Below are 18,658 nucleotides of genomic sequence, written 5' to 3'. Positions count from 1 at the left end.
AGCCTGTTTCCGGCAGTCCGTCATTGTCCCAGAATCACCTCTCCCGTATCCGTGAACAGCTTCACCGGCAACTCGAAGACCCGCTTGAAGATATTCAGGGCTCCCTTGGTCATGGATTTGACCGGAATGGCGCTCACCTGGGGGTCGGACCATTTGCCCTTGGCCTCGAAATAGGCCGTTACCACCGATTTGCCCTTGCCGGTCAACAGCCAGCCCACCACCGGGATGCGGTTGACGATCTTGTCCACGGTCTGGAGCGGCTGGACGCCGATGGTGAAATTGAGCTCCTCCCTGACCATGTCCGCCTTGCCGATGACCGAGATGTTCATGGCGTCGCTGTTGATGAAGAGGTTCTGGGTCGCGATGGTGCCATCGCTGAAGGCAAAGCTGCCGTGGATGTTGTTGTACGGCATGCCGTCCGCCACCATGTCCGGGAGCTGGAATTTAAGCAGTTGGGACACGTTGAGAATCGAGAACATCTTGGAAAGCACGTTGAATCTGCGCAGGGTGCCTTTTTCCAGCCGCAGCTTCACGTTGCCCAGGGCGGTTTTCTTGAGGTCCGCCAGGGTCGCTCCCCGGGCGGTCAGGTCGCCGGAGAGGTTCAGGGTGCCGGTGACCTCCCGGGTCACGTCCAGCGCCTGGAGAAGGTGCTCCGCATTGACCCGTTCGACGCCGACATTCAGGTCGTAGCGCCGCTCCTGGCCGTTGCCCGGCGCTATGCGGCCCTTTGCGGTCACCCTGCCGTTGTACACCCCCGCCTCCATGCCCTGGAGGTAGAGGATGCCGTTTTCCTGGTGCAGCGTGGCGTTCAACCGGGAAAAGAGCACTTTGTCGTATTTCCCGGACTCGGCGGCCAGCTTGAGGTTCAGGTTCAGCCGCGACGGCGTATGGTTATCCGCGCTGCCCTGGTCCGAGAGCCTGGCGAGCAGGAGCAGGTCGTTCAGGTCCAGGTTGGAGGAACTGAGCGCCAGGTTGGCCGTCGGCGCGGCGCCCGCGGTATAGTCGCCGCTGACGCTGAAATTGGACGCGTTGAAAAGTCCGGACAGACGGTTGATGGTGTACCTGCCGTCCCGGACGGCCAGCACGGCATGCAGACGGCGGATGCTGGCATTGGCCTTGGCCGGGGGCGGGGGGGCGAGGTTGATGTCCCGCAGGAAGAACTGGGGCGACGCCAGGGTTAACTCGGCTTCGGCGTTCTTCAGGCTCTTGACCCGGCCGCGCAGATTGAGGAGCGAATCGCCGTAGCGCGCGCTCATGCTGCCGGTTTCCAGGCTGTTCCCCTGGAAGGTGATGGTGCTGCTGATGCCGGTGACCGGTTTCAGTTTCGGGTCCGGCAGGAAGGAAAAGGTGTTCAGGGCGATGCTGCCGGAGTAATCCATGGCCGAGAAGTCTTCGGGATTGCCGCTGCCGCGGATATGGGCCTGGACCCTCCCCCGCGGGCGATACTGCTGCCACATGGGCATGATGGGCAGCGCTTCGCTCAGCCAGAACGGGTTGGTTTGAATTTCGAAACCGAGATGGGGCTTGTCGCCGTACCGCAGCAGGGCGTTTGCGGAGAGGGTGAGGGGGGCAGGGTGTAGGTCACGCTGTTCAGCTTGATCTCGCCCGGCGGCAGGATCGAACTGAAGGCCAGGTGGTTCGCCGTGCCCGCGGGTTTGCGGATGGCGCCGGGAAAGCTGTAGGCGGCCTGCTTCAACTCCCATTCGCCGTCCAGCCGGTAGGTCGAAAAACGGCCGCTGCCGGTCAGGACCAGGTTGGAGTTGCCGCTGAATTCAAGCTTGTTCGCCCCGACGATCCTGGCCAGCCAGGCGACCTCGGGGGAGCGGGGGGTGATCTCCATGCGGACCGGGTAGTCGCTCTGCTTGTCGGTATTGTACTCCGTGATGGACCCCTGCAGCTTGAACGGTGACGTGCCGAAGGAACCGGTCATGCCGATCAGGTTGAAATTCTTCCCTTTCAGCTCGATGGTCCCCTTGATGTTGTTGAACGTTGGCGCCTTGGGTCCGTAGCTGAGAACGGCCTTTTCCACCGGCCCGCGGATCAGCAGGGTGTTGTAATTATCCCCCCGTTCCATGTGGGCGATCTGGCTGATCCGTCCGTCCAGCACGCCGGTATCCAGCTTGAAGACCCCGGACTTGATCTTGTTCTCGATGTAGTCGCTGGTGTCGGCCGGAATGATGCCATAGGGAACGTAGGTCCTCACATCCTCATAGCGGAAGGTGCCGGGAGTGGCCGCCTTGGCGACGATGCGCGGATCTTTGCCCGCATAATCGTACAGTTGGACGCTTCCCTTGATCCTGAAGCCGTCGGTACTCAGGTCGATGGTCTTGATATCCAGCAGCTTGCCGGTGAGTTTCAGGTCATACTCGGCCTGGAGGAAACGGGGCGCCACGGTGGCGTGGAAAATGGTCGGCCAGGTCACGGCGGCGTTGTTGACGCGGATTTTTCCCTTGGCGGCGAACTCCCGGGGCTTGCCCTTGAGGCTGGTGGCGACGTCCAGGCGCCCACCCGGGTTGGCGAAGGGGATATGACTCCCGAAGTAGGGCCAGAAACGGCCGATCTCGGCCTGTTTGATATCCGCGTCGCCGTTGACTTCCATTTCCAGCAGGGATTGCCCCTTTACGGGGAGCCGGACCGTGCCGTTCAGGACGACCCTGGCCGGGGGACCCGATAGGGCCGGGATGTCGCAGGCGAGCTTGACGCTCCCCTTGCGGCCACGGGCCACGTGATCCAGGGTCAAGGCGATATTGGTGGCGGCAACCGGCGGGAGCCCCTCCTTGCCCACGGCCATGTCGTACCACTGGACCGTACTGCGCTTGAGCTGCATTTTGCGGAACTGGATCTGCATGCCTTCCTTGCCCGGCGCCAGAAGGTCGTCGATGTTCAGCTTTCCGTCTTTGTTCCGCACCAGGCGTATGTCCGCCCCTTCCAGGGCCACGTCGCGCAACACGATACGCTTGTCCAGCAGGGGCCACAGGGCCAGGCGCACCGTGATGCGGTCGGCCTTGAGAAAGTCGGCGCTGCCGTCCGGTTCCTTCACCGTGATGCCGTCGAAGTCGAAGGAGGGGCCGAAGTGCCATTTGAACTCGCCTCGGGTGAAGCTGACCTTGCGGTTGAGGGATTTCTGCAGGGAGGTGAGGATTTCGTCGCGGTAGGCGTTGATGTCCAGCAGATAGGGCAGAAAGAAGGCCAGGCTGACGACGAGGGTGCCGACCACCAGCAGCAGGATGCCGGAAAGCTTTATGTAGGAACGCTTCATCATGGCTGTTCGGGGGGAAGGGGGCTGACGCGGACCTTCAGCACCGCGGTCTGGGTCACTTCTTCGCAGAGGAACCGGTAGCCGTGCCATTCGACGGTCTCGCCCTTCAGGGGGAAACGGCCCAGCTCCTGGAGGATCATGCCGGCCACGGTTTCGAAGGGAAGTTCTTCATCCACTTTGATTTCCAGGGCATCGGCCAGATCGAAGACGGAAAGCAGGCCATCCACCATCAGGCTGCCGTCCTCCAGGGTCATGATGGTCGGCTGTTCCCCGATATCGTGCTCGTCCTCGATCTCTCCCACCAACTCCTCTATCAGGTCCTCGCTGGTGACCAGGCCGCTCAGGCCGCCGTACTCGTCCACCACCAGCACCATCTGGTTGCGGTTGCGCTGCATCTCCTTGAGCAGTTCATTGACCTTCTTCCCCTCCGGCACGAAGACCGGCGGCAGCATGATGGCCGCCAGGTCGAGCTGTTCGCCCGCCACCAGCCGTCCCAGGATGTCCTTGCCGTGCACCACCCCGGCAATCTCCTCGATGCTGCCGCGATAGACCGGATAACGGGAGTACATGTTCTCCAGCAGCGTGGCGACCACCTGGTCGCGGGGGGCTGCCAGGTCGAGGGCCACCATGCGCGTGCGCGGGACCATGACCTCGCGGACGCAGGTGTGGGTGAACTCGAAAACGTTGCGGATGTATTCGTGCTCGGTTTCGCTGAAAACGCCGCTCTCGTGCCCTTCCGCCACGATGTGTTGCACCTCTTCGCGGGAGATGAAGGGCTCACGGTTGCCCTGAATGCGCAGAAGCCGCATCACCGCCTTGCTGGAGACGGTCAGGAGGCTGACCAGGACCGATCCGACCCGGGCGAGCACGCTGATGGGCCGGGCCACCCTGAGGGCAATGGCATCGGCGTATTGCAGCCCGATCGCCTTGGGCACCAGCTCACCCAGGATGAGCAGCAGGTACGAGATGATGACCACCATGCCGGTGACCGCAACCGGTTCGGCGGCATGGGCCAGGAAGCCGATCCCCAGGTTCTGGAACCAGGGGCGGAGGTAATCGACGGCGATGATGCCGCCCATGGTCGAGGCCGTGGCGCCGGTCACGGTGACGCCGACCTGCACCAGCGCCAGCAGGCGGTGGGGGTCCTGCTGGAGCACCTCGATGAGGCGCGCCCGCTTGTCCCCTTCGTCCACCAGTTGGGAGACGCGGCTCTTGCGGATGGATATGATGGCAAATTCGGAACAGGCAAAAAAACCGTTCAGAACGACCATCACGGCAATAACGAATATTTCAACGAGAACGGTATTCACAGATCCTCCATTTAAATCGACATTTTCACTCGTGAAGGGGCTAATGTCAACCGTCACATGTGCCGATGCCGGTGCTGCGTCATGTAACTAACCGAAAAGATCGATAAAAGCTTCGGCGGTGCCCGAATAAACTGCATGGGCTCGAGAGGCGTATACGACCTCTTCCGTTCTTTTTTCCCGCTGTGCCTGTAACCTTTGGGCGCTCTGTTCGTCTTATGCTTCGTGAAACGTAAGGCCGCGCGTTTTGTCATGCAAGACGGAAGATGTTTGAAATTCGGAGCCGTTTGGCAACTATCCTGAAAGGAAACGCAACATAATGACGAACAAGCTATTTTCGAGGGCCTGGATCAGCCCGGTGACCTCCATCACCTTTCTGGTCGTGGCCGTGAGCGGGGTAATCCTGGCGCTGCATATCAAGGTCGGCGGCAACATGAAGGGACTTCACGAGTGGCTCGGGTATGCCTTTGCGGTTGCAGGCCTGGTGCACCTCTTCGTCAATTGGAAAGCCTTTGTCGAGTATTTCCGCGGACGGTCTGCCACAATGGCCGCAGTGGCCGCACTTGCCAGCATCGCGATCTCCGTGGCCGTGTTGTGCACTCAGCCGAAACAGCGGCCCAATCAAGTCGTGCAACTCTTTGATGCCAACGCGGACGGGGTCATAGACGAAAACGAGATGGCAAAGGCAGCAATGACGCTGAAGGCCCTTGATGCCAACAACGACGGCAAGATAACCAGCGACGAGCTCCGGCCGAAACCCGTGAACAAAGATGCCCGCCCGTAACGTGCGTGCTGCGGGTGGACCAAACGGGAACCTGAAGATACCGGGGTGATTTCTTTCGTTTTCATTGTATTCTGGGATAGAAGTACGGAGGGATTTCGGGAAACGAGGCATCTGGCTTCTTTATCTTCTTCCCGCGAGAGTCTATAGTGGGCAACCGGTTGTGAAGAGGGCATTGGTCCCATCACCAACGTTGTCCGTCTCCCCGGGCAACAAAAGTACATAAAGGCAGGAGGACAACGTGACGTTACATGCAACGGTCACTCGTGAACGCCTGAAGGAAACGACAGCAGAGGTGGTACGGCCATGATCCTGCAATCCTCTCAGGAAGAGACAAACAACGAACCAGCGGAAAACACCCCGAAAGCCTCGCGGTCCCGGCTTTGGTGGCTGATCGTGCCGCTGTTGGCGGTGCTGGCCGGCGGTGGATACCTGTATTGGGGCGCCAAAACGGTCCCGGCCGCCAAACAGGAGGGGGCGAAGAGCGCTTCCCTGCCGGTCCCCGTGGTGGCGCAGGCTGCGGGAAAGGCGGATGTGGGGGTGTACATCACGGGGCTCGGCAATGTGACCCCGCTCAACACGGTTACCGTCAAATCCCGCATTGACGGGCAGATCATGGAGATCCGCTTCCGGGAGGGACAGACCGTCAACCGGGGCGACCTCCTGGCCGTTATCGACCCGCGGCCGTACCAGGTGCAGTTGACCCAGGCCGAGGGGCAGATGGCCCGGGACCAGGAACTGCTGAGGAATGCCCGTCTCGACCTGCAACGTTATAAGCTCTTGTGGCAACAGGATTCCATCCCCAAACAGCAGTTGGATACCCAGGAAGCCCTGGTGCGCCAGTATGAAGGAACCGTCAAGGTTGACAAAGGGGCGATCGACAGCGCCAAGCTGCAACTGACCTACAGCCGGATTACGGCGCCCATCAGCGGCCGGGTCGGCCTGCGTCAGGTGGATGCCGGCAACATCATCCATGCCAGCGATACCACCGGCCTGGTGGTCATTACCCAACTCCAGCCCATTACGGTGGTGTTCCCGGTCCCCGAGGACAACCTTCCCCGCGTGCTCGGAAAAATGAAGTCGGGAGCCCGGCTCGGCGTTGACGCCTTTGACCGGGAACAGAAACAGAAACTCGCCACGGGTCAGCTTCAGACCATCGACAACCAGATCGACTCGGCCACCGGCACGGTCAAGTTCAAGGCGGTATTCCCCAACAAGGACAATGGCCTGTTTCCCAACCAGTTCGTCAATGCCCGTCTGCTTGTGGAAACCAGGCACGATAGCGTCGTGGTTCCCGCCTCCGCCATCCAGCGTGGCTCCCAGGGGACCTTCGTCTATCTGGTGAAGGCCGACAAAACCGTTGCCATGCGCCCGGTCGTCATCGGCGTTACCCAGGGGGACGACATCGCCATCACCTCCGGCCTCGATGCGGGCGAAATGGTGGTGGTGGACGGTGCCGAACGCCTGCGGGACGGCAGCAAGGTGGAGTTGCGGGAGGCGGGCCACCAGCGGGGCCAGAGCGGCCCGAAGGGCACCGCCGCTTCCGGGAGCCCGAAAGGGCAGGGCGAACAGCAGGGAGCGGTGAAGGGTGCAGGACAGAAACCCGGCGGGGTTCAACAAGGAACCAAACCCTGACCTCGAAAGCTTTCACCACGGAGGACACTGAGGTACACGGAGGAAAGGCAGAGGTTTCTTCACAACCGTTTTTTTGCATTGAGGGTATTTAATAACGGTTTAACTGTATAGAACTCCTGAGCATAGATGAAAGCCTTGCCGTGATTTTGTTATTCCTCCGTGTCCTCTGTGTCCTCCGTGGTAAGCTGCTTTTGTTTTGATGTTATTCGTTCTGCCAAAGGCGATTTTTAGGACACCCCATGAATCTTTCGCGCATTTTCATACTCCGTCCCGTGGCCACAACCCTGCTGATGATCGCCATTCTGCTGGCCGGTGCCGTGGCGTACAAACAGTTGCCGGTTTCCGCCCTGCCCCAGGTGGATTACCCCACCATTCAGGTGCGCACCTTTTACCCCGGCGCCAGTCCGGACGTGGTTGCGACCTCCATCACGGCGCCGCTGGAGCGCCAGTTCGGACAGATGCCGGGCCTGACCCAGATGACCTCCACCAGTTCCAACGGCTGCTCGGTCATCACCATGCAGTTCAGCCTGGAGTTGAGCCTGGATATTGCCGAACAACAGGTACAGGCCGCCATCAACGCCGCTACCACCTATCTTCCCAGCGGCCTTCCCAGCCCACCGGTCTACAGCAAGGTCAATCCGGCCGACACCCCGATCCTGACCCTGGCGCTCAGTTCCGATACCCTGCCGCTTCCCAAGATAGAGGATTTGGCCGATACCCGCTTTGCCCAGAAGATCTCCCAGCTTCCCGGGGTCGGCCTGGTCAGCATCAGCGGCGGGCAGCGCCCGGCGGTGCGCGTCCATGCGAATCCCACGGCCCTGGCCTCCTACAGCCTGACCATGGAGGACCTGCGTTCCTCCATAGCTGCGGCAAACGTCAATCAGGCCAAGGGGGGCTTCGACGGTCCCCGCCAGTCCTATATCATCGGCGCCAACGATCAGCTCTACAGCAGCAAGGACTTCCGCCCCCTGGTGGTCGCCTACAAAAACGGCGCGCCGGTGTTCCTCTCCGATGTGGCCGATGTGGTGGACGATGCGGAAAATGTCAACCAGGCCGCCTGGATGAACGAAAAACCGTCGGTGATCGTCAACATACAGCGTCAGCCGGGCGCCAACGTCATCGAAGTCGTGGATCGCATCAAGAAACTCATGCCCCAACTGCAGGCTTCGCTGCCCGCCTCGGTCAAGGTGTCGGTGCTGACCGACCGCACAAACACCATCCGGGCCTCGGTGCGCGACGTGCAGCACGAGATGTTTCTAGCGGTGGCGCTGGTGGTGCTGGTCATCTTTCTCTTCCTGCGCAATTTCTCCGCCACCATCATCCCCAGCGTGGCCGTGCCGCTCTCGCTGGTGGGTACCTTCGGGGTCATGTACCTCCTGGGATTCAGTCTGAACAACCTGACACTGATGGCCCTGACCATCTCCACCGGTTTCGTGGTGGATGACGCCATCGTCATGATCGAGAACATCTCCCGCTACATCGAGGAGGGGGAGAGCCCGCTCCAGGCCGCGCTCAAGGGCTCCCAGCAGATCGGCTTCACCATCCTCTCCCTGACGGTATCCCTGATCGCCGTGTTGATCCCGCTGCTCTTCATGGGCGATGTGGTCGGGCGCCTGTTCCGCGAGTTCGCCGTCACCCTCGGGGTCACCATCCTCATCTCCGCGGTCGTTTCCCTGACCCTGACTCCCATGATGTGCGCCCGCCTGCTCAAGCATGTGCCCGAAGAGCGGCAGGGGAGGTTCTACCACGCCTCGCAACTCTTCTTCGACAGAGTCATTGCCGCCTACGGCCGTTCGCTCAAGATCGTGCTGCGGCACCAGACCGCCACGCTGGTGATAGCGGTGGGCACGCTGGTGCTGACGGTCGTGCTCTACGTGATGGTGCCCAAGGGATTTTTCCCGGTACAGGACACCGGAGGCATCCAGGGGGTGACCGAGGCGGCACAATCCATCTCGTTTCCGGCCATGGCCGAGCGCCAACAGGAACTTGCCCGGGCGATCCTCAAGGACCCCGCCGTGGAGAGCCTTTCCTCCTTCATCGGTGTGGACGGCATCAACACCACGCTCAACAGCGGCCGCATCATGATCAACCTGAAACCGCTCGCCGAGCGCGACGCCAGCGCCAGCGAGATTGTGCGCCGTCTACAGGCGGAAACCGCCGGGGTTTCCGGCATAAAACTTTTCATGCAGCCGGTTCAGGATTTGACCGTCGATGCCCGGGTCAGCCGCACCCAGTTCCAGTACACCCTGGAAGATCCCAATACCGAAGAGCTGAAAACATTGGCCCCCAAGGTGGTGGAGGCGCTGAAAGCGCGTCCCGAACTCCTCGATGTCAGCAGCGACCAGCAGGATCAGGGTGCGCGCGTCGTGCTGGATATCGACCGGAATACGGCGGCCCGTTTCGGCATCACCCCCCAGAACATCGACGACGCCCTCTATGACGCCTTTGGTCAGCGGCTCGTTTCCACCATTTTTACCGAACTGAACCAGTACCGGGTGGTCCTTGGGGTTAAACAGGATTTTCGCAACAACCCCAACGCGTTGCAATCGGTCTATCTGCGCAGCACCGGTGGCGGCATGATCCCCCTGAGCACCATCGCCCGGGCGACGGAGTCGGTGGGGCCGCTGGTCGTCAATCGCCAGGGGCAGTTTCCGGCGGTTACCACGTCGTTCAACCTGGCGCCGGGCATGTCGCTGGGAACGGCGGTAACGGCGGTGGAGGCGGCCACCCGGAAGCTCGGGCTGCCGGCCAGTATCAAGGGCACCTTCCAGGGAACGGCCCAGGCCTTCAAGTCATCCCTGTCCAACGAACCGCTGTTGATCCTGGCAGCCCTGATTACGGTGTACATCGTGCTGGGGGTATTGTACGAAAGCTACATCCATCCGGTCACCATCCTCTCCACCCTGCCTTCCGCCGGCGTCGGCGCGGTGCTGTCGCTGATGATCTGCCGCACCGACCTGAGCGTCATCGCCATCATCGGCATCATCCTCCTCATCGGCATCGTCAAGAAGAACGGCATCATGATGGTGGACTTTGCCCTGGATGCGGAGCGCAAGGAGGGAAAGGCTCCGGAAGAAGCCATTTTCCAGGCGTGCCTGCTCCGCTTTCGGCCGATCATGATGACCACCATGGCGGCGCTTCTGGGGGCGCTGCCCCTGGCCATGGGGCACGGCGTCGGCTCGGAACTGCGGCGGCCGCTGGGCATCTCCATCGTGGGGGGGCTGATCTTCAGCCAGATCCTGACGCTCTATACCACGCCGGTAATCTATCTGGCCTTTGACCGGCTGGCGCGGAGGCGGGCGCTGCGGCGGGGGGCGGAACAGGGGGGCGGGACCCCCGGCGTCACGACACCATGAACATCTCCGCCCCTTTCATAAAACGCCCGGTCGCCACCACGCTTTTGACTTTCGGAGTCGTCCTGGCCGGGGTGATCGCGTTCCGCCTCCTGCCGGTATCGCCGCTCCCCCAGGTGGATTTCCCGACCATCTCGGTGTCGGCATCCCTGCCTGGCGCCGACCCGGAAACCATGTCCACCTCGGTGGCGGCGCCCCTGGAGCGCCAGTTCGGCCGCATCGCCGGCGTGACGGAGATGACCTCCACCAGCTATCGCGGTTCCACCAGCATTACCATGCAGTTCGACCTGAACCGGGACATCGACGGCGCAGCGCGGGACGTGCAGGCGGCCATCAACGCGGCGCGGGGCGACCTGCCCACCAACCTCCCCAGCAATCCCAGTTACCGCAAGGTCAACCCGGCGGATGCGCCGATCCTGATCCTGGCCCTGACCTCCGACACCATGAGCAAGCCGCAGATGTACGATGCCGCTTCGTCCATCCTGCAACAGAAACTATCCCAGGTGAAGGGGGTCGGCCAGGTCTTCGTGGGGGGAAGTTCGCTCCCGGCGGTACGGGTGGAACTGAATCCGCTCACCCTCAGCAAGTACGGCATCAGCCTGGAAAGCGTGCGGAGCGCGCTGGCGGCGACCAACGCCAACCGGCCCAAGGGGCAGGTTTCCTCCGGCGACAAGACTTGGGAAATCCACGCCAACGACCAACTGCGCACGGCCCGGGAGTACCTGCCGCTCGTGATCAGCTACAAGAACGGCGCGGCGGTCCGGCTCTCGGATGTGGCCGACGTGCGGGATTCGGTTGAGGATTTGCGCTCCACCGGCCTGGTCAACGGCAAACCGGCGGTCACGGTCGTCATCTTCCGGCAGCCGGGCGCCAATATCATCGAGACGGTGGACAATGTGCGCGCCCTGCTGCCGCAGCTCCAGGCGGCCCTGCCGGGCGCCATCGACCTGTCGGTGGAGTTGGACCGGACCCCGTCCATCCGCGGCTCCCTGCGGGATGTGGAACGGTCCCTGATCCTTTCCGCCCTGCTGGTGGTCCTGGTGGTGTTCTGGTTCCTGCGGGACGGCCGCGCCACGCTCATCCCGGCCGTGGCCGTGGCGGTATCGATCATCGGCACCTTTGCGGTGATGTACCTGTTCGACTATTCCCTGGACAACCTGTCGCTCATGGCCTTGACCATCGCCACCGGATTCGTGGTGGACGACGCCATCGTGGTGCTGGAGAACATCACCCGCCACCGGGAACAGGGGCAGTCGCCGTTCCAGGCGGCCCTCTCCGGCTCCCGGGAGATCGCCTTCACCGTCCTTTCCATGAGCGTTTCGCTGGTGGCGGTATTCATTCCCATCCTGCTGATGGGGGGGATCGTCGGCCGTTTGTTCCGCGAATTCGCCGTGACCCTCTCGGCGGCGATCATGGTTTCGCTGCTGGTGTCCCTGACCGCAACCCCCATGATGTGCGCCACCCTGCTCAAACCGGGGCGAAAACGGCGCTACGGCATCGTCTACCGGGCCAGCGAAGGGATGTTCACCTGGCTCCACGCCACCTACGAGCGGACGCTGCGCTGGGCCCTCGGCCACTCGTTCCTGATGCTGCTCCTGCTCCTGGCCACGCTGGGGTGCAACGTGTACCTGTTCTGGGTCGTGCCCAAGGGCTTTTTCCCCGAACAGGATACGGGCCGCATCATGGGGCGGATCCAGGCCGCCCAGGATATCTCGTTCCAGGCCATGGAGCAGAAGCTGGCCCAGATCGTGGATATCGTCAAGTCGGACCCGGATGTGGAGGAGGTGACCGGATTCACCGGTGGTGGCGGCGGGGGAGGGGCGACAACCAATACGGGGCGGATGTTCATCTCCCTGAAACCCTTCGAGCAACGGACCGGCACGGCCAACGACGTCATCAAACGTTTGCGCAGGAAGCTGATGAGCGTGCCGGGAGCGCCCGCTTTCCTGGCCCCGGTGCAGGATCTGCGCGTCGGCGGCAGGATCGGCAATGCCCTCTACCAGTACACCCTCCAGGGAAGCAACGTGAACGAGCTCAATACTTGGTCCCAGAACGTGCTCCGGAAGCTGCGCACGGTCCCCCAACTGGTGGACTTGAGCAGTGACCAGCAGAACAAGGGGAGAGAGGCGACCCTGCTGATCGACCGTCCCACGGCCGCCCGCTTGGGAATCACCCCCCAGGTGATCGACAATACCCTTTACGACGCCTTCGGCCAGCGCCAGGTTTCCATCTCCTACACCCTGCTGAACCAGTACCATGTGGTCATGGAAGTGGACCCGGTTTTCTGGCAGCGGCCCGACACCCTGCGGGACATCCATGTCCCCTCCACCAACGGCAGCCAGGTGCCGCTCTCCGCGTTCACCCATTACGAGCCGTCCGCCACCTCCCTGGCGGTGAATCACCAGGGGCAGTTCCCGGCGGTCACTCTGTCGTTCAATCTGGCTCCCGGTGTAGCCCTGGGCGATGCGGTCAAGGCGATCGAGGCCGCCACCCGGGAACTGGGGATGCCGCTCACCATCCGCGGCAGCTTCCAGGGAACGGCCCAGGCTTTCCAGGCGTCCCTCAGCAATCAGCCGCTTCTGATCCTGGCGGCACTGGTGGCGGTGTACATCGTGCTGGGGGTGCTGTACGAGAGCTATATCCACCCCATTACCATCCTCTCCACCCTGCCGTCGGCCGGGGTGGGGGCGGTGGCCGCCCTGATGCTGTTCCGCACCGACTTGAGCCTGATCGCCATCATCGGCGTCATCCTCCTGATCGGCATCGTCAAGAAGAACGGCATCATGATGGTGGACTTTGCCATCGCCGCCGAGCGCAACGAGGGGAAAAGCCCGGAAGAGGCGATCTACGACGCCTGCCTGCTCCGTTTCCGGCCGATCATGATGACCACCATGGCCGCGCTCCTGGGGGCGCTGCCGTTGGCGCTGGGAACCGGCGTCGGCTCGGAATTGCGGCGCCCCCTGGGCATCTCCATCGTCGGCGGCCTGATCTTCAGCCAGATGCTGACCCTGTACACCACCCCCGTGGTCTACCTCTACATGGACCGTTTCCGGCTGTGGGTGGCGAAGGTCCGGGGACAGGGGAAGAAGAAGCCCCGGGCTTAAACGGGGACCGGTCATGGCCTGGCGGGAACCCTTTTGCCCGCGCCCCGGCCATGACGCACTGAATCGGGAAAGGATACACCCATGTTCATGATACCATCGCCCTCGCGCCGTTGCCTCTTCTTTGCCGGAGCGCTCATGCTCCTGGCCGGCTGTACGGTTGGCCCGAACTATGTCCGGCCGGAGGCCGTGCCGGTCATGCCGGCGGCCTACAAGGAGGTGAACGGCTGGAAAACGGCGCAGCCCGGGGATGTGACCATCACGGGAGCCTGGTGGCAGGTTTTCAACGACCCGCAGCTGAATGCGCTGGAAGAACAGGTCGCCGTATCGAATCAAAACGTGCTCGCGGCCGAGGCCAGCTTCCGCCAGGCCCGCGCCCTGATCCAGTCCGCCAGGGCCGGCTACTATCCGACGGTTTCGGTCGGCGCCTCGGCCACGCGGGCCCATACGTCGTCCACCATCGGCAGCTCGGCAAAGACAAATACCACCTATACGCTTCCCGTGGACATCTCCTGGGAGGCGGACATCTGGGGCCGCGTGCGCCGCAGCGTGGAGGCGAGCAGCGCCAGCGCCCAGGCCAGCGAAGCCGATCTGGCGGCGCTCCGCCTGAGCGCCCAGGCCCAGCTTGCCCAGGCCTATTTTCAGCTGCGCACCCAGGATGCCCAGAAGGCGTTCCTGGATACCACCGTCGCCTACTACCGGAAAACCCTGGAGCTGACCAGGAACCGCTACGTCGGCGGCGTGGTGGCCAAGGCGGATGTGCTCCAGGCCGAAACCCAGCTTAAGAGCACCCTGGCGCAGGCCATCGACCTGGGCGTACAACGCGCCCAGTACGAACATGCCATTGCCCTGTTGATCGGCAAACCGGCTTCCGACTTCAGCCTGCCCGCAGCTCCCCTAGCGGCGGTACCGCCGGCCATTCCTCTGGGGGTGCCATCCCTGCTGCTCGAACGCCGGCCCGATATTGCCGCCGCGGAACGGCGCATGGCGGCGGCCAACGCCCAGATCGGCGTGGCCGAGGCCGCCTGGTATCCCTCCATCACGCTGAGCGCATCGGGCGGCCTGGAAACGACGAGTTTTTCCCGCTGGCTGAGCTGGCCGAGCCGTTTCTGGTCGGTGGGGCCCGCGGTTTCGGAGACCCTCTTCGACGGCGGGTTGCGCAGCGCGCAAAACGATCAGGCGCGGGCCACCTATGACGCCGATGTGGCTACCTATCGCCAGACCGTGCTGACCGGTTTTCAGGAGGTGGAGGATAATCTGGCCGAGTTGCGTATTCTGGAGGAAGAGGCCAGGGTGCAGGACGAGGCGGTGCAGGCTGCCCGCCAATCGGTGGCTGCTGCCGAGAACCAGTACAAGGCGGGCATTACCAGCTACCTGAGCGTCCTGACGGCCCAGACCGCCGAGGTGACCAACAAGCGGAGCGCCATCGACATTGCCGGACGCCGCATGACTGCCAGCGTGCTCCTGATCAAGGCCCTGGGGGGCGGGTGGGATGCCGCGAACCTGCACGGTGAGCAGCGGTGAGCCGCCGTGGGATTGGAACCGTCGCCGGGAGTTCTTTTCCGGGGGGAGCGGTCAGGTATTGTCTTCCGGGCCGCCAAGGTACTTGCTGACCTCATTGGCAAGGGTCGAGTGGTGAAGCAGGCGGCTGGGAATCTTGTCGCCGCCGAACAACTCCTGATGCCAGGGTTGCTTTTTCAGCCAGTCCATAAGCCTCTGCCACGCCTGCCAGTTGTTGAACTCGCAATCGATACCGGTAAGCTGGTTGAGGAATTTGTCTCGCGGGCTTCGCATGTGGGAAGGAACAGCCATGGGATGGGGGACTCCGTGAAGCGGAAAATGCGGCTACCGTTTGTCTCGCGGTGCGTCAACGAAAGACGGCAGCAACTCGTTCCTGCGAAATATCGGTCATTTGAAAGATGAAATCAAGCGATAATGGCCATTGGCCCTGTATCCGGCGCGGCAAAACCTCGTTTCGCAGCTGCCCGCCCGCTGCCGGTTGCTCACAGGGGTGCCGGCAGGCGCCGTTTCTTTTTGGCGGCTACCTTATGCCGTTTTTTCAGCACGGATTTTTTGGGAGAGCTTGCCGTTGACCTCCCGGTGGCCTGTTGTGCGGCTGGGGCCGTTGCGTTCCATGCCTTTTCCGGGCCCTGCATGTTCCGCGCTGCGGGCTGATCGGGGGCTGCCTGCTTCAGCGCACTCCTCTCGGCAGCCAACCGGGCCTCTTTGCCCTTCTCCCAGTCGGCTTTGAATGTGGTAATCCGCTCCAGCTCTTCTTTGGCAAACAGTTCCTTCATCTGTGCGAGCCTCTCCGCTGGCGAGGGCTCGAGTGCCTTGTTTTCCGCCGGTCCGGCGGCGGCAGGCTCCACAGCTCTTTCCTGCGGGGCTGCCTGGGGGGGAGCGACCTGCTGCTCCTGGCGCTTTTTCGCCAGGGCGGCCTTTACGGAAGCATAGGTCGGCGCCGGCCCGGTCTGTCCCTTGGCACCGCCGAAGGGGATGGTGACGCCCAGGGTGTACTCGAAGGCACTGGCATTGGCCACGACGTGCCGCACATCCGCACGCAGCGCCAACCGGTCGTACAGGAAGTATTTCACCCCGCCGCCATAGTCCATGAAGCCCATCAGCTTTCTGGAGACAAGGGCCGAGGGGCCGGACAGATTGTACCCCCCGAGCCCGGCGGCCACGAACGGCACGAGCTTCTTGTCCGGCATGAAATGGTACAAACCTTCGACGCCATATTTGAAAATGGCGACATTCTTGTCCGTCTTCAGCCTGGATGAGGTGATGGAGTAATCCAGCCCGGCTTCCACGCCGATGCGGTCCGTGAGATTGTAGCCGCCCCTGAGGGAATACATGGGGGCGGTGTCGAGATGCTGGCCCCCATCGTAGGTATAGCCGCCGATCATGGGTGAAACCGAAAACTGCCCCTCTGATACGGCCCCGAACGCCGCGCCGGAGAATGCCAGCACCAGGGATACGGCCGCACATGCACACACACTTTTCAAAACCCACCTCCCGTGTTGGCGTAGCCTGGTCACAATAGCACGGTTGGCGGGGACGGTCAAAGAAGGTTTTCAGCCGATCGGGGCAAGGCAACACGGAGGGGGAGGTACCGGAAGACGGAATGCCGGGAAGCGGCGGGGCGACTTCAATTTTAATTGACCATGCCGGACGGGTACCGGTATATTTTCGATCACGCAGCGCCCTTGTTGGTTACGGCGGCACAGATAAGGACAAAAGGGGTATCACATGAATTGTACCATCGAGCAGTTTGAAGACGTTGTTGCCAAATTCAAGTATTTTGCCGAGTCGGTCGAACTGGAGCTCTCATCCGAAGCGGATGGACTGCGGCAGGAGTTGGTTGCGATATGCGCGGAATTGCTGACGACCGTCAGGGAGGAGATCAGGGCGGGGGCGGATTCGATCCTGTGAATGACGTCCGTCTAATGGCATCCGATGCAAACGTTCCCGTCCCTGAGCCTGTGGGGGGAATCTGCTCCTGCGGCTGAAGGCCCATAGGTAATGATCCCCCCTGATGGGGGTTGTGACATGTCGTGCACGTAATGCGGCCCCGGGGCACAAGCGGCAGCGAAAACCGCGCCAGGATTTCCGGCCTGTTGCTGTTGCTGATAATTTCTTTTGAAGGCGTTACCAGGAAATGCTTTTCAAAGTAACCTGTATGCATCAGCGTGTGGCACCTCAGACACAAAAACGTCACATCCGCCTTGAATAACACCATGTTCGCCCGGTCCTGCGCAGGGTCCGGCTCCAATTCGTGGCAGAAAAGGCATACCGTCTTTCCGCCAACGACGGTCCGCTCTTCACCATCCTTCTTCATGATATGGGGATCTATGTTTGCATACTGTTCAACGGTGTGGCAATTGAGGCACATCGTTCTCAGGTCGGCATAGGGGCCGCCACGCAAAAGCTTTGGCGTACCTTTGTGTTGTGGGCCGCCATGCATCTCGTGACACGTCAGGCATGTGATTTCGCCGGTAGAAAGCGGAAACTGGGGGCGGATTTGCCTGGCCGGAATGAAATTTACCGGATGATGATTGGTCTTGTAGTTATGGCAGTCGAGACAAAAGTATGACGGATCGGTGTAGGAAGGGAACAGCGCTGTTTTCCCCTCAGGCCTGGCAACCGTGTGGCAGTCGCGGCAGTCAGAATGAACGGCCGGATTGCTTTCCCGCTGAAGATTGGCTCCCGACAGGCTGCACGACGCGAAAACGAGTGGTAGAATTATCAGGCAGACCGGGGTGTCAAGCAGCGCTCTCATGACGGCTGTTCCTTCCTTGCGCGCATGGCTAGCCGCACGGGACATCAGTATATCGGCCAGTCGTTGAAAGATTATAGCGCCGGTTCCATTATCGGCAACTACTGCCTGTCTAAAAGATGCAAACGCCGCACGTTCGGATGGTTTTGTCTTTCACGCGACGGTTCGTCGCGGCCGGTCCGGCAATCAAGGAGACGCTATGCACCTGATTGAAATCATGTGGAACGGCCTGGGCGGCATGGGGTCGGGGACAGTTGTGCTGAAAATGTGCTTCATGCTCTTTCTGGTAGGCCTGTTGTGGGTTGCCGGTGAATTTGCCAAACACGTCGTCACTGTCGGTTCCCGGCTGGTGACGGATGCTCTGCGCTATCTTGCGGTGATGGTGAGGGGATGGCCGGAAGGAACGGAAAGCAAACGCTCGGAGGATAAATAGAGGAACGGCCGCAGAAGAGTGACGAGATGTGCAGCCCCCGTGGACAGGCTGGCTGGAAAGGCATTTCTAGATGGCTTTCAGGATCTGGACCGACCACATTACGTCACGTACAAAGGCACATTCGCAGAAGACGGTGCACCGTGCCAGATTGCTTTCGTCGAAGCAATACCGTGGGCATTCGGGGGATTTCGCCTTATTCACGGTATAGCGTGTGCCGGTGAACAGATCGAAAAATTCCGCCACATCGACAGCCATGGTTGTGTTGCATGACGGGGCATGGTGGGTGAAGAGCAGCAGGCCCATCTCAAGGCTCTTGAAGTTGACCTGATAGCCATGGAGCTTCAAGCTTTGATCGGTGAGGAACTTGTTTCTGGTCGGCCACTTTGCGCCGCAGCAGGGGCATTTCTTGAACATGGGCATAGGCGTGGGGTCGCCTCCGGATAGTTGTGAATGCTGTTAGCCGACTCTAACGAACTTCGGGGCAGGCTGTCAAGTCGAGTATACGGGATGAGG

General features: G+C 61.7%; 14 protein-coding genes. 7 read left to right on the top strand and 7 right to left on the bottom strand.

The window, feature by feature from the left end; genetic code table 11:
• Positions 1-20: 20 nt before the first annotated feature.
• Genes FO488_RS10270 through FO488_RS10260 form a run of 3 tightly spaced genes read right to left on the bottom strand, consistent with a single transcriptional unit; the run spans position 21 to position 4,569 of the window.
• The gene (locus FO488_RS10270; protein WP_168205972.1) at positions 21-1,463 is read right to left on the bottom strand and encodes an AsmA-like C-terminal region-containing protein; all 1,443 of its coding nucleotides are present in this window, start codon (positions 1,461-1,463) and stop codon (positions 21-23) included.
• A 17-nt stretch (positions 1,464-1,480) separates the two neighbouring features.
• The gene (locus tag FO488_RS10265) at positions 1,481-3,262 is read right to left on the bottom strand and encodes an AsmA family protein (protein WP_168205971.1); all 1,782 of its coding nucleotides are present in this window, start codon (positions 3,260-3,262) and stop codon (positions 1,481-1,483) included.
• The gene (locus FO488_RS10260) at positions 3,259-4,569 is read right to left on the bottom strand and encodes a hemolysin family protein (protein WP_149210482.1); all 1,311 of its coding nucleotides are present in this window, start codon (positions 4,567-4,569) and stop codon (positions 3,259-3,261) included. Before FO488_RS10260 ends, FO488_RS10265 begins: the two co-directional genes overlap by 4 nt.
• A gap of 316 nt (positions 4,570-4,885) precedes the next feature.
• Between FO488_RS10260 and FO488_RS10255 the strand changes: the two genes are divergently transcribed.
• The 5 genes from FO488_RS10255 to FO488_RS10235 all read left to right on the top strand — a co-directional run bounded on the left by FO488_RS10255 (position 4,886) and on the right by FO488_RS10235 (position 14,960).
• Positions 4,886-5,350 carry a DUF4405 domain-containing protein gene (locus FO488_RS10255; RefSeq protein WP_149210481.1) on the top strand — a complete coding sequence of 155 codons (465 nt, stop codon included), beginning with the start codon at positions 4,886-4,888 and terminating at the stop codon, positions 5,348-5,350.
• 303 nt (positions 5,351-5,653) lie between these two features.
• The gene (locus FO488_RS10250) at positions 5,654-6,982 is read left to right on the top strand and encodes an MdtA/MuxA family multidrug efflux RND transporter periplasmic adaptor subunit (protein ID WP_149210480.1); all 1,329 of its coding nucleotides are present in this window, start codon (positions 5,654-5,656) and stop codon (positions 6,980-6,982) included.
• A 239-nt stretch (positions 6,983-7,221) separates the two neighbouring features.
• A complete protein-coding gene (locus FO488_RS10245) occupies positions 7,222-10,338 on the top strand; it encodes an MdtB/MuxB family multidrug efflux RND transporter permease subunit (protein WP_149210479.1) in 3,117 nt (1,038 codons plus the stop codon).
• The gene (locus FO488_RS10240; protein ID WP_149210478.1) at positions 10,335-13,439 is read left to right on the top strand and encodes a multidrug efflux RND transporter permease subunit; all 3,105 of its coding nucleotides are present in this window, start codon (positions 10,335-10,337) and stop codon (positions 13,437-13,439) included. Before FO488_RS10245 ends, FO488_RS10240 begins: the two co-directional genes overlap by 4 nt.
• Positions 13,440-13,520: 81 nt before the next feature.
• Positions 13,521-14,960 (top strand): efflux transporter outer membrane subunit, encoded by a 1,440-nt coding sequence (locus tag FO488_RS10235; protein WP_240731851.1) that lies wholly within the window; start codon positions 13,521-13,523, stop codon positions 14,958-14,960.
• Positions 14,961-15,011: 51 nt separating this feature from the next.
• Here the strand turns inward: FO488_RS10235 and FO488_RS10230 are convergent, their stop codons facing one another.
• Together FO488_RS10230 and FO488_RS10225 are read right to left on the bottom strand one after the other, a co-directional pair.
• Positions 15,012-15,230 (bottom strand): hypothetical protein, encoded by a 219-nt coding sequence (locus FO488_RS10230; protein ID WP_149210477.1) that lies wholly within the window; start codon positions 15,228-15,230, stop codon positions 15,012-15,014.
• Positions 15,231-15,439: 209 nt separating this feature from the next.
• The gene (locus FO488_RS10225; RefSeq protein WP_240732265.1) at positions 15,440-16,432 is read right to left on the bottom strand and encodes a porin family protein; all 993 of its coding nucleotides are present in this window, start codon (positions 16,430-16,432) and stop codon (positions 15,440-15,442) included.
• A 253-nt stretch (positions 16,433-16,685) separates the two neighbouring features.
• Here FO488_RS10225 and FO488_RS10220 point away from each other — a divergent pair, with 253 nt between their 5' ends.
• Positions 16,686-16,868 (top strand): hypothetical protein, encoded by a 183-nt coding sequence (locus tag FO488_RS10220; RefSeq protein WP_149210475.1) that lies wholly within the window; start codon positions 16,686-16,688, stop codon positions 16,866-16,868.
• Here FO488_RS10220 and FO488_RS10215 read toward each other — a convergent pair.
• Positions 16,840-17,715: a cytochrome c3 family protein gene (locus FO488_RS10215; protein ID WP_168205969.1), complete on the bottom strand. Its 876-nt coding sequence runs from the start codon at positions 17,713-17,715 to the stop codon at positions 16,840-16,842. The genes FO488_RS10220 and FO488_RS10215 overlap by 29 nt on opposite strands.
• A gap of 196 nt (positions 17,716-17,911) precedes the next feature.
• Between FO488_RS10215 and FO488_RS10210 the strand changes: the two genes are divergently transcribed.
• Positions 17,912-18,145, top strand: coding sequence for a hypothetical protein (locus FO488_RS10210; protein WP_149210473.1), 234 nt, complete (start codon positions 17,912-17,914; stop codon positions 18,143-18,145).
• A 66-nt stretch (positions 18,146-18,211) separates the two neighbouring features.
• Here the strand turns inward: FO488_RS10210 and FO488_RS10205 are convergent, their stop codons facing one another.
• Positions 18,212-18,559, bottom strand: coding sequence for a hypothetical protein (locus FO488_RS10205; RefSeq protein ID WP_149210472.1), 348 nt, complete (start codon positions 18,557-18,559; stop codon positions 18,212-18,214).
• Positions 18,560-18,658 lie beyond the last annotated feature (99 nt).

The sequence above is a fragment of the Geobacter sp. FeAm09 genome (assembly GCF_008330225.1).
Classification (GTDB): Bacteria; Desulfobacterota; Desulfuromonadia; order Geobacterales; family Pseudopelobacteraceae; genus Oryzomonas.
The sequence above is the reverse complement of the archived record's forward strand: the minus strand, read 5'-3'. Positions and strand labels throughout refer to the sequence as shown.

What these genes read in the sequence shown, in the direction of transcription:
- FO488_RS10255 (WP_149210481.1), top strand. Translation starts at nt 4,886, where the DNA reads ATGACGAACAAGCTATTTTCGAGGGCCTGGATCAGCCCGGTGACCTCC.
- FO488_RS10250 (WP_149210480.1), top strand. Translation starts at nt 5,654, where the DNA reads ATGATCCTGCAATCCTCTCAGGAAGAGACAAACAACGAACCAGCGGAA.
- FO488_RS10270 (WP_168205972.1), bottom strand. Translation starts at nt 1,463, where the DNA reads ATGCCCATGTGGCAGCAGTATCGCCCGCGGGGGAGGGTCCAGGCCCAT.
- FO488_RS10230 (WP_149210477.1), bottom strand. Translation starts at nt 15,230, where the DNA reads ATGCGAAGCCCGCGAGACAAATTCCTCAACCAGCTTACCGGTATCGAT.
- FO488_RS10210 (WP_149210473.1), top strand. Translation starts at nt 17,912, where the DNA reads ATGCACCTGATTGAAATCATGTGGAACGGCCTGGGCGGCATGGGGTCG.
- FO488_RS10205 (WP_149210472.1), bottom strand. Translation starts at nt 18,559, where the DNA reads ATGTTCAAGAAATGCCCCTGCTGCGGCGCAAAGTGGCCGACCAGAAAC.
- FO488_RS10245 (WP_149210479.1), top strand. Translation starts at nt 7,222, where the DNA reads ATGAATCTTTCGCGCATTTTCATACTCCGTCCCGTGGCCACAACCCTG.
- FO488_RS10240 (WP_149210478.1), top strand. Translation starts at nt 10,335, where the DNA reads ATGAACATCTCCGCCCCTTTCATAAAACGCCCGGTCGCCACCACGCTT.
- FO488_RS10235 (WP_240731851.1), top strand. Translation starts at nt 13,521, where the DNA reads ATGTTCATGATACCATCGCCCTCGCGCCGTTGCCTCTTCTTTGCCGGA.
- FO488_RS10220 (WP_149210475.1), top strand. Translation starts at nt 16,686, where the DNA reads ATGAATTGTACCATCGAGCAGTTTGAAGACGTTGTTGCCAAATTCAAG.
- FO488_RS10215 (WP_168205969.1), bottom strand. Translation starts at nt 17,715, where the DNA reads ATGAGAGCGCTGCTTGACACCCCGGTCTGCCTGATAATTCTACCACTC.
- FO488_RS10265 (WP_168205971.1), bottom strand. Translation starts at nt 3,262, where the DNA reads ATGATGAAGCGTTCCTACATAAAGCTTTCCGGCATCCTGCTGCTGGTG.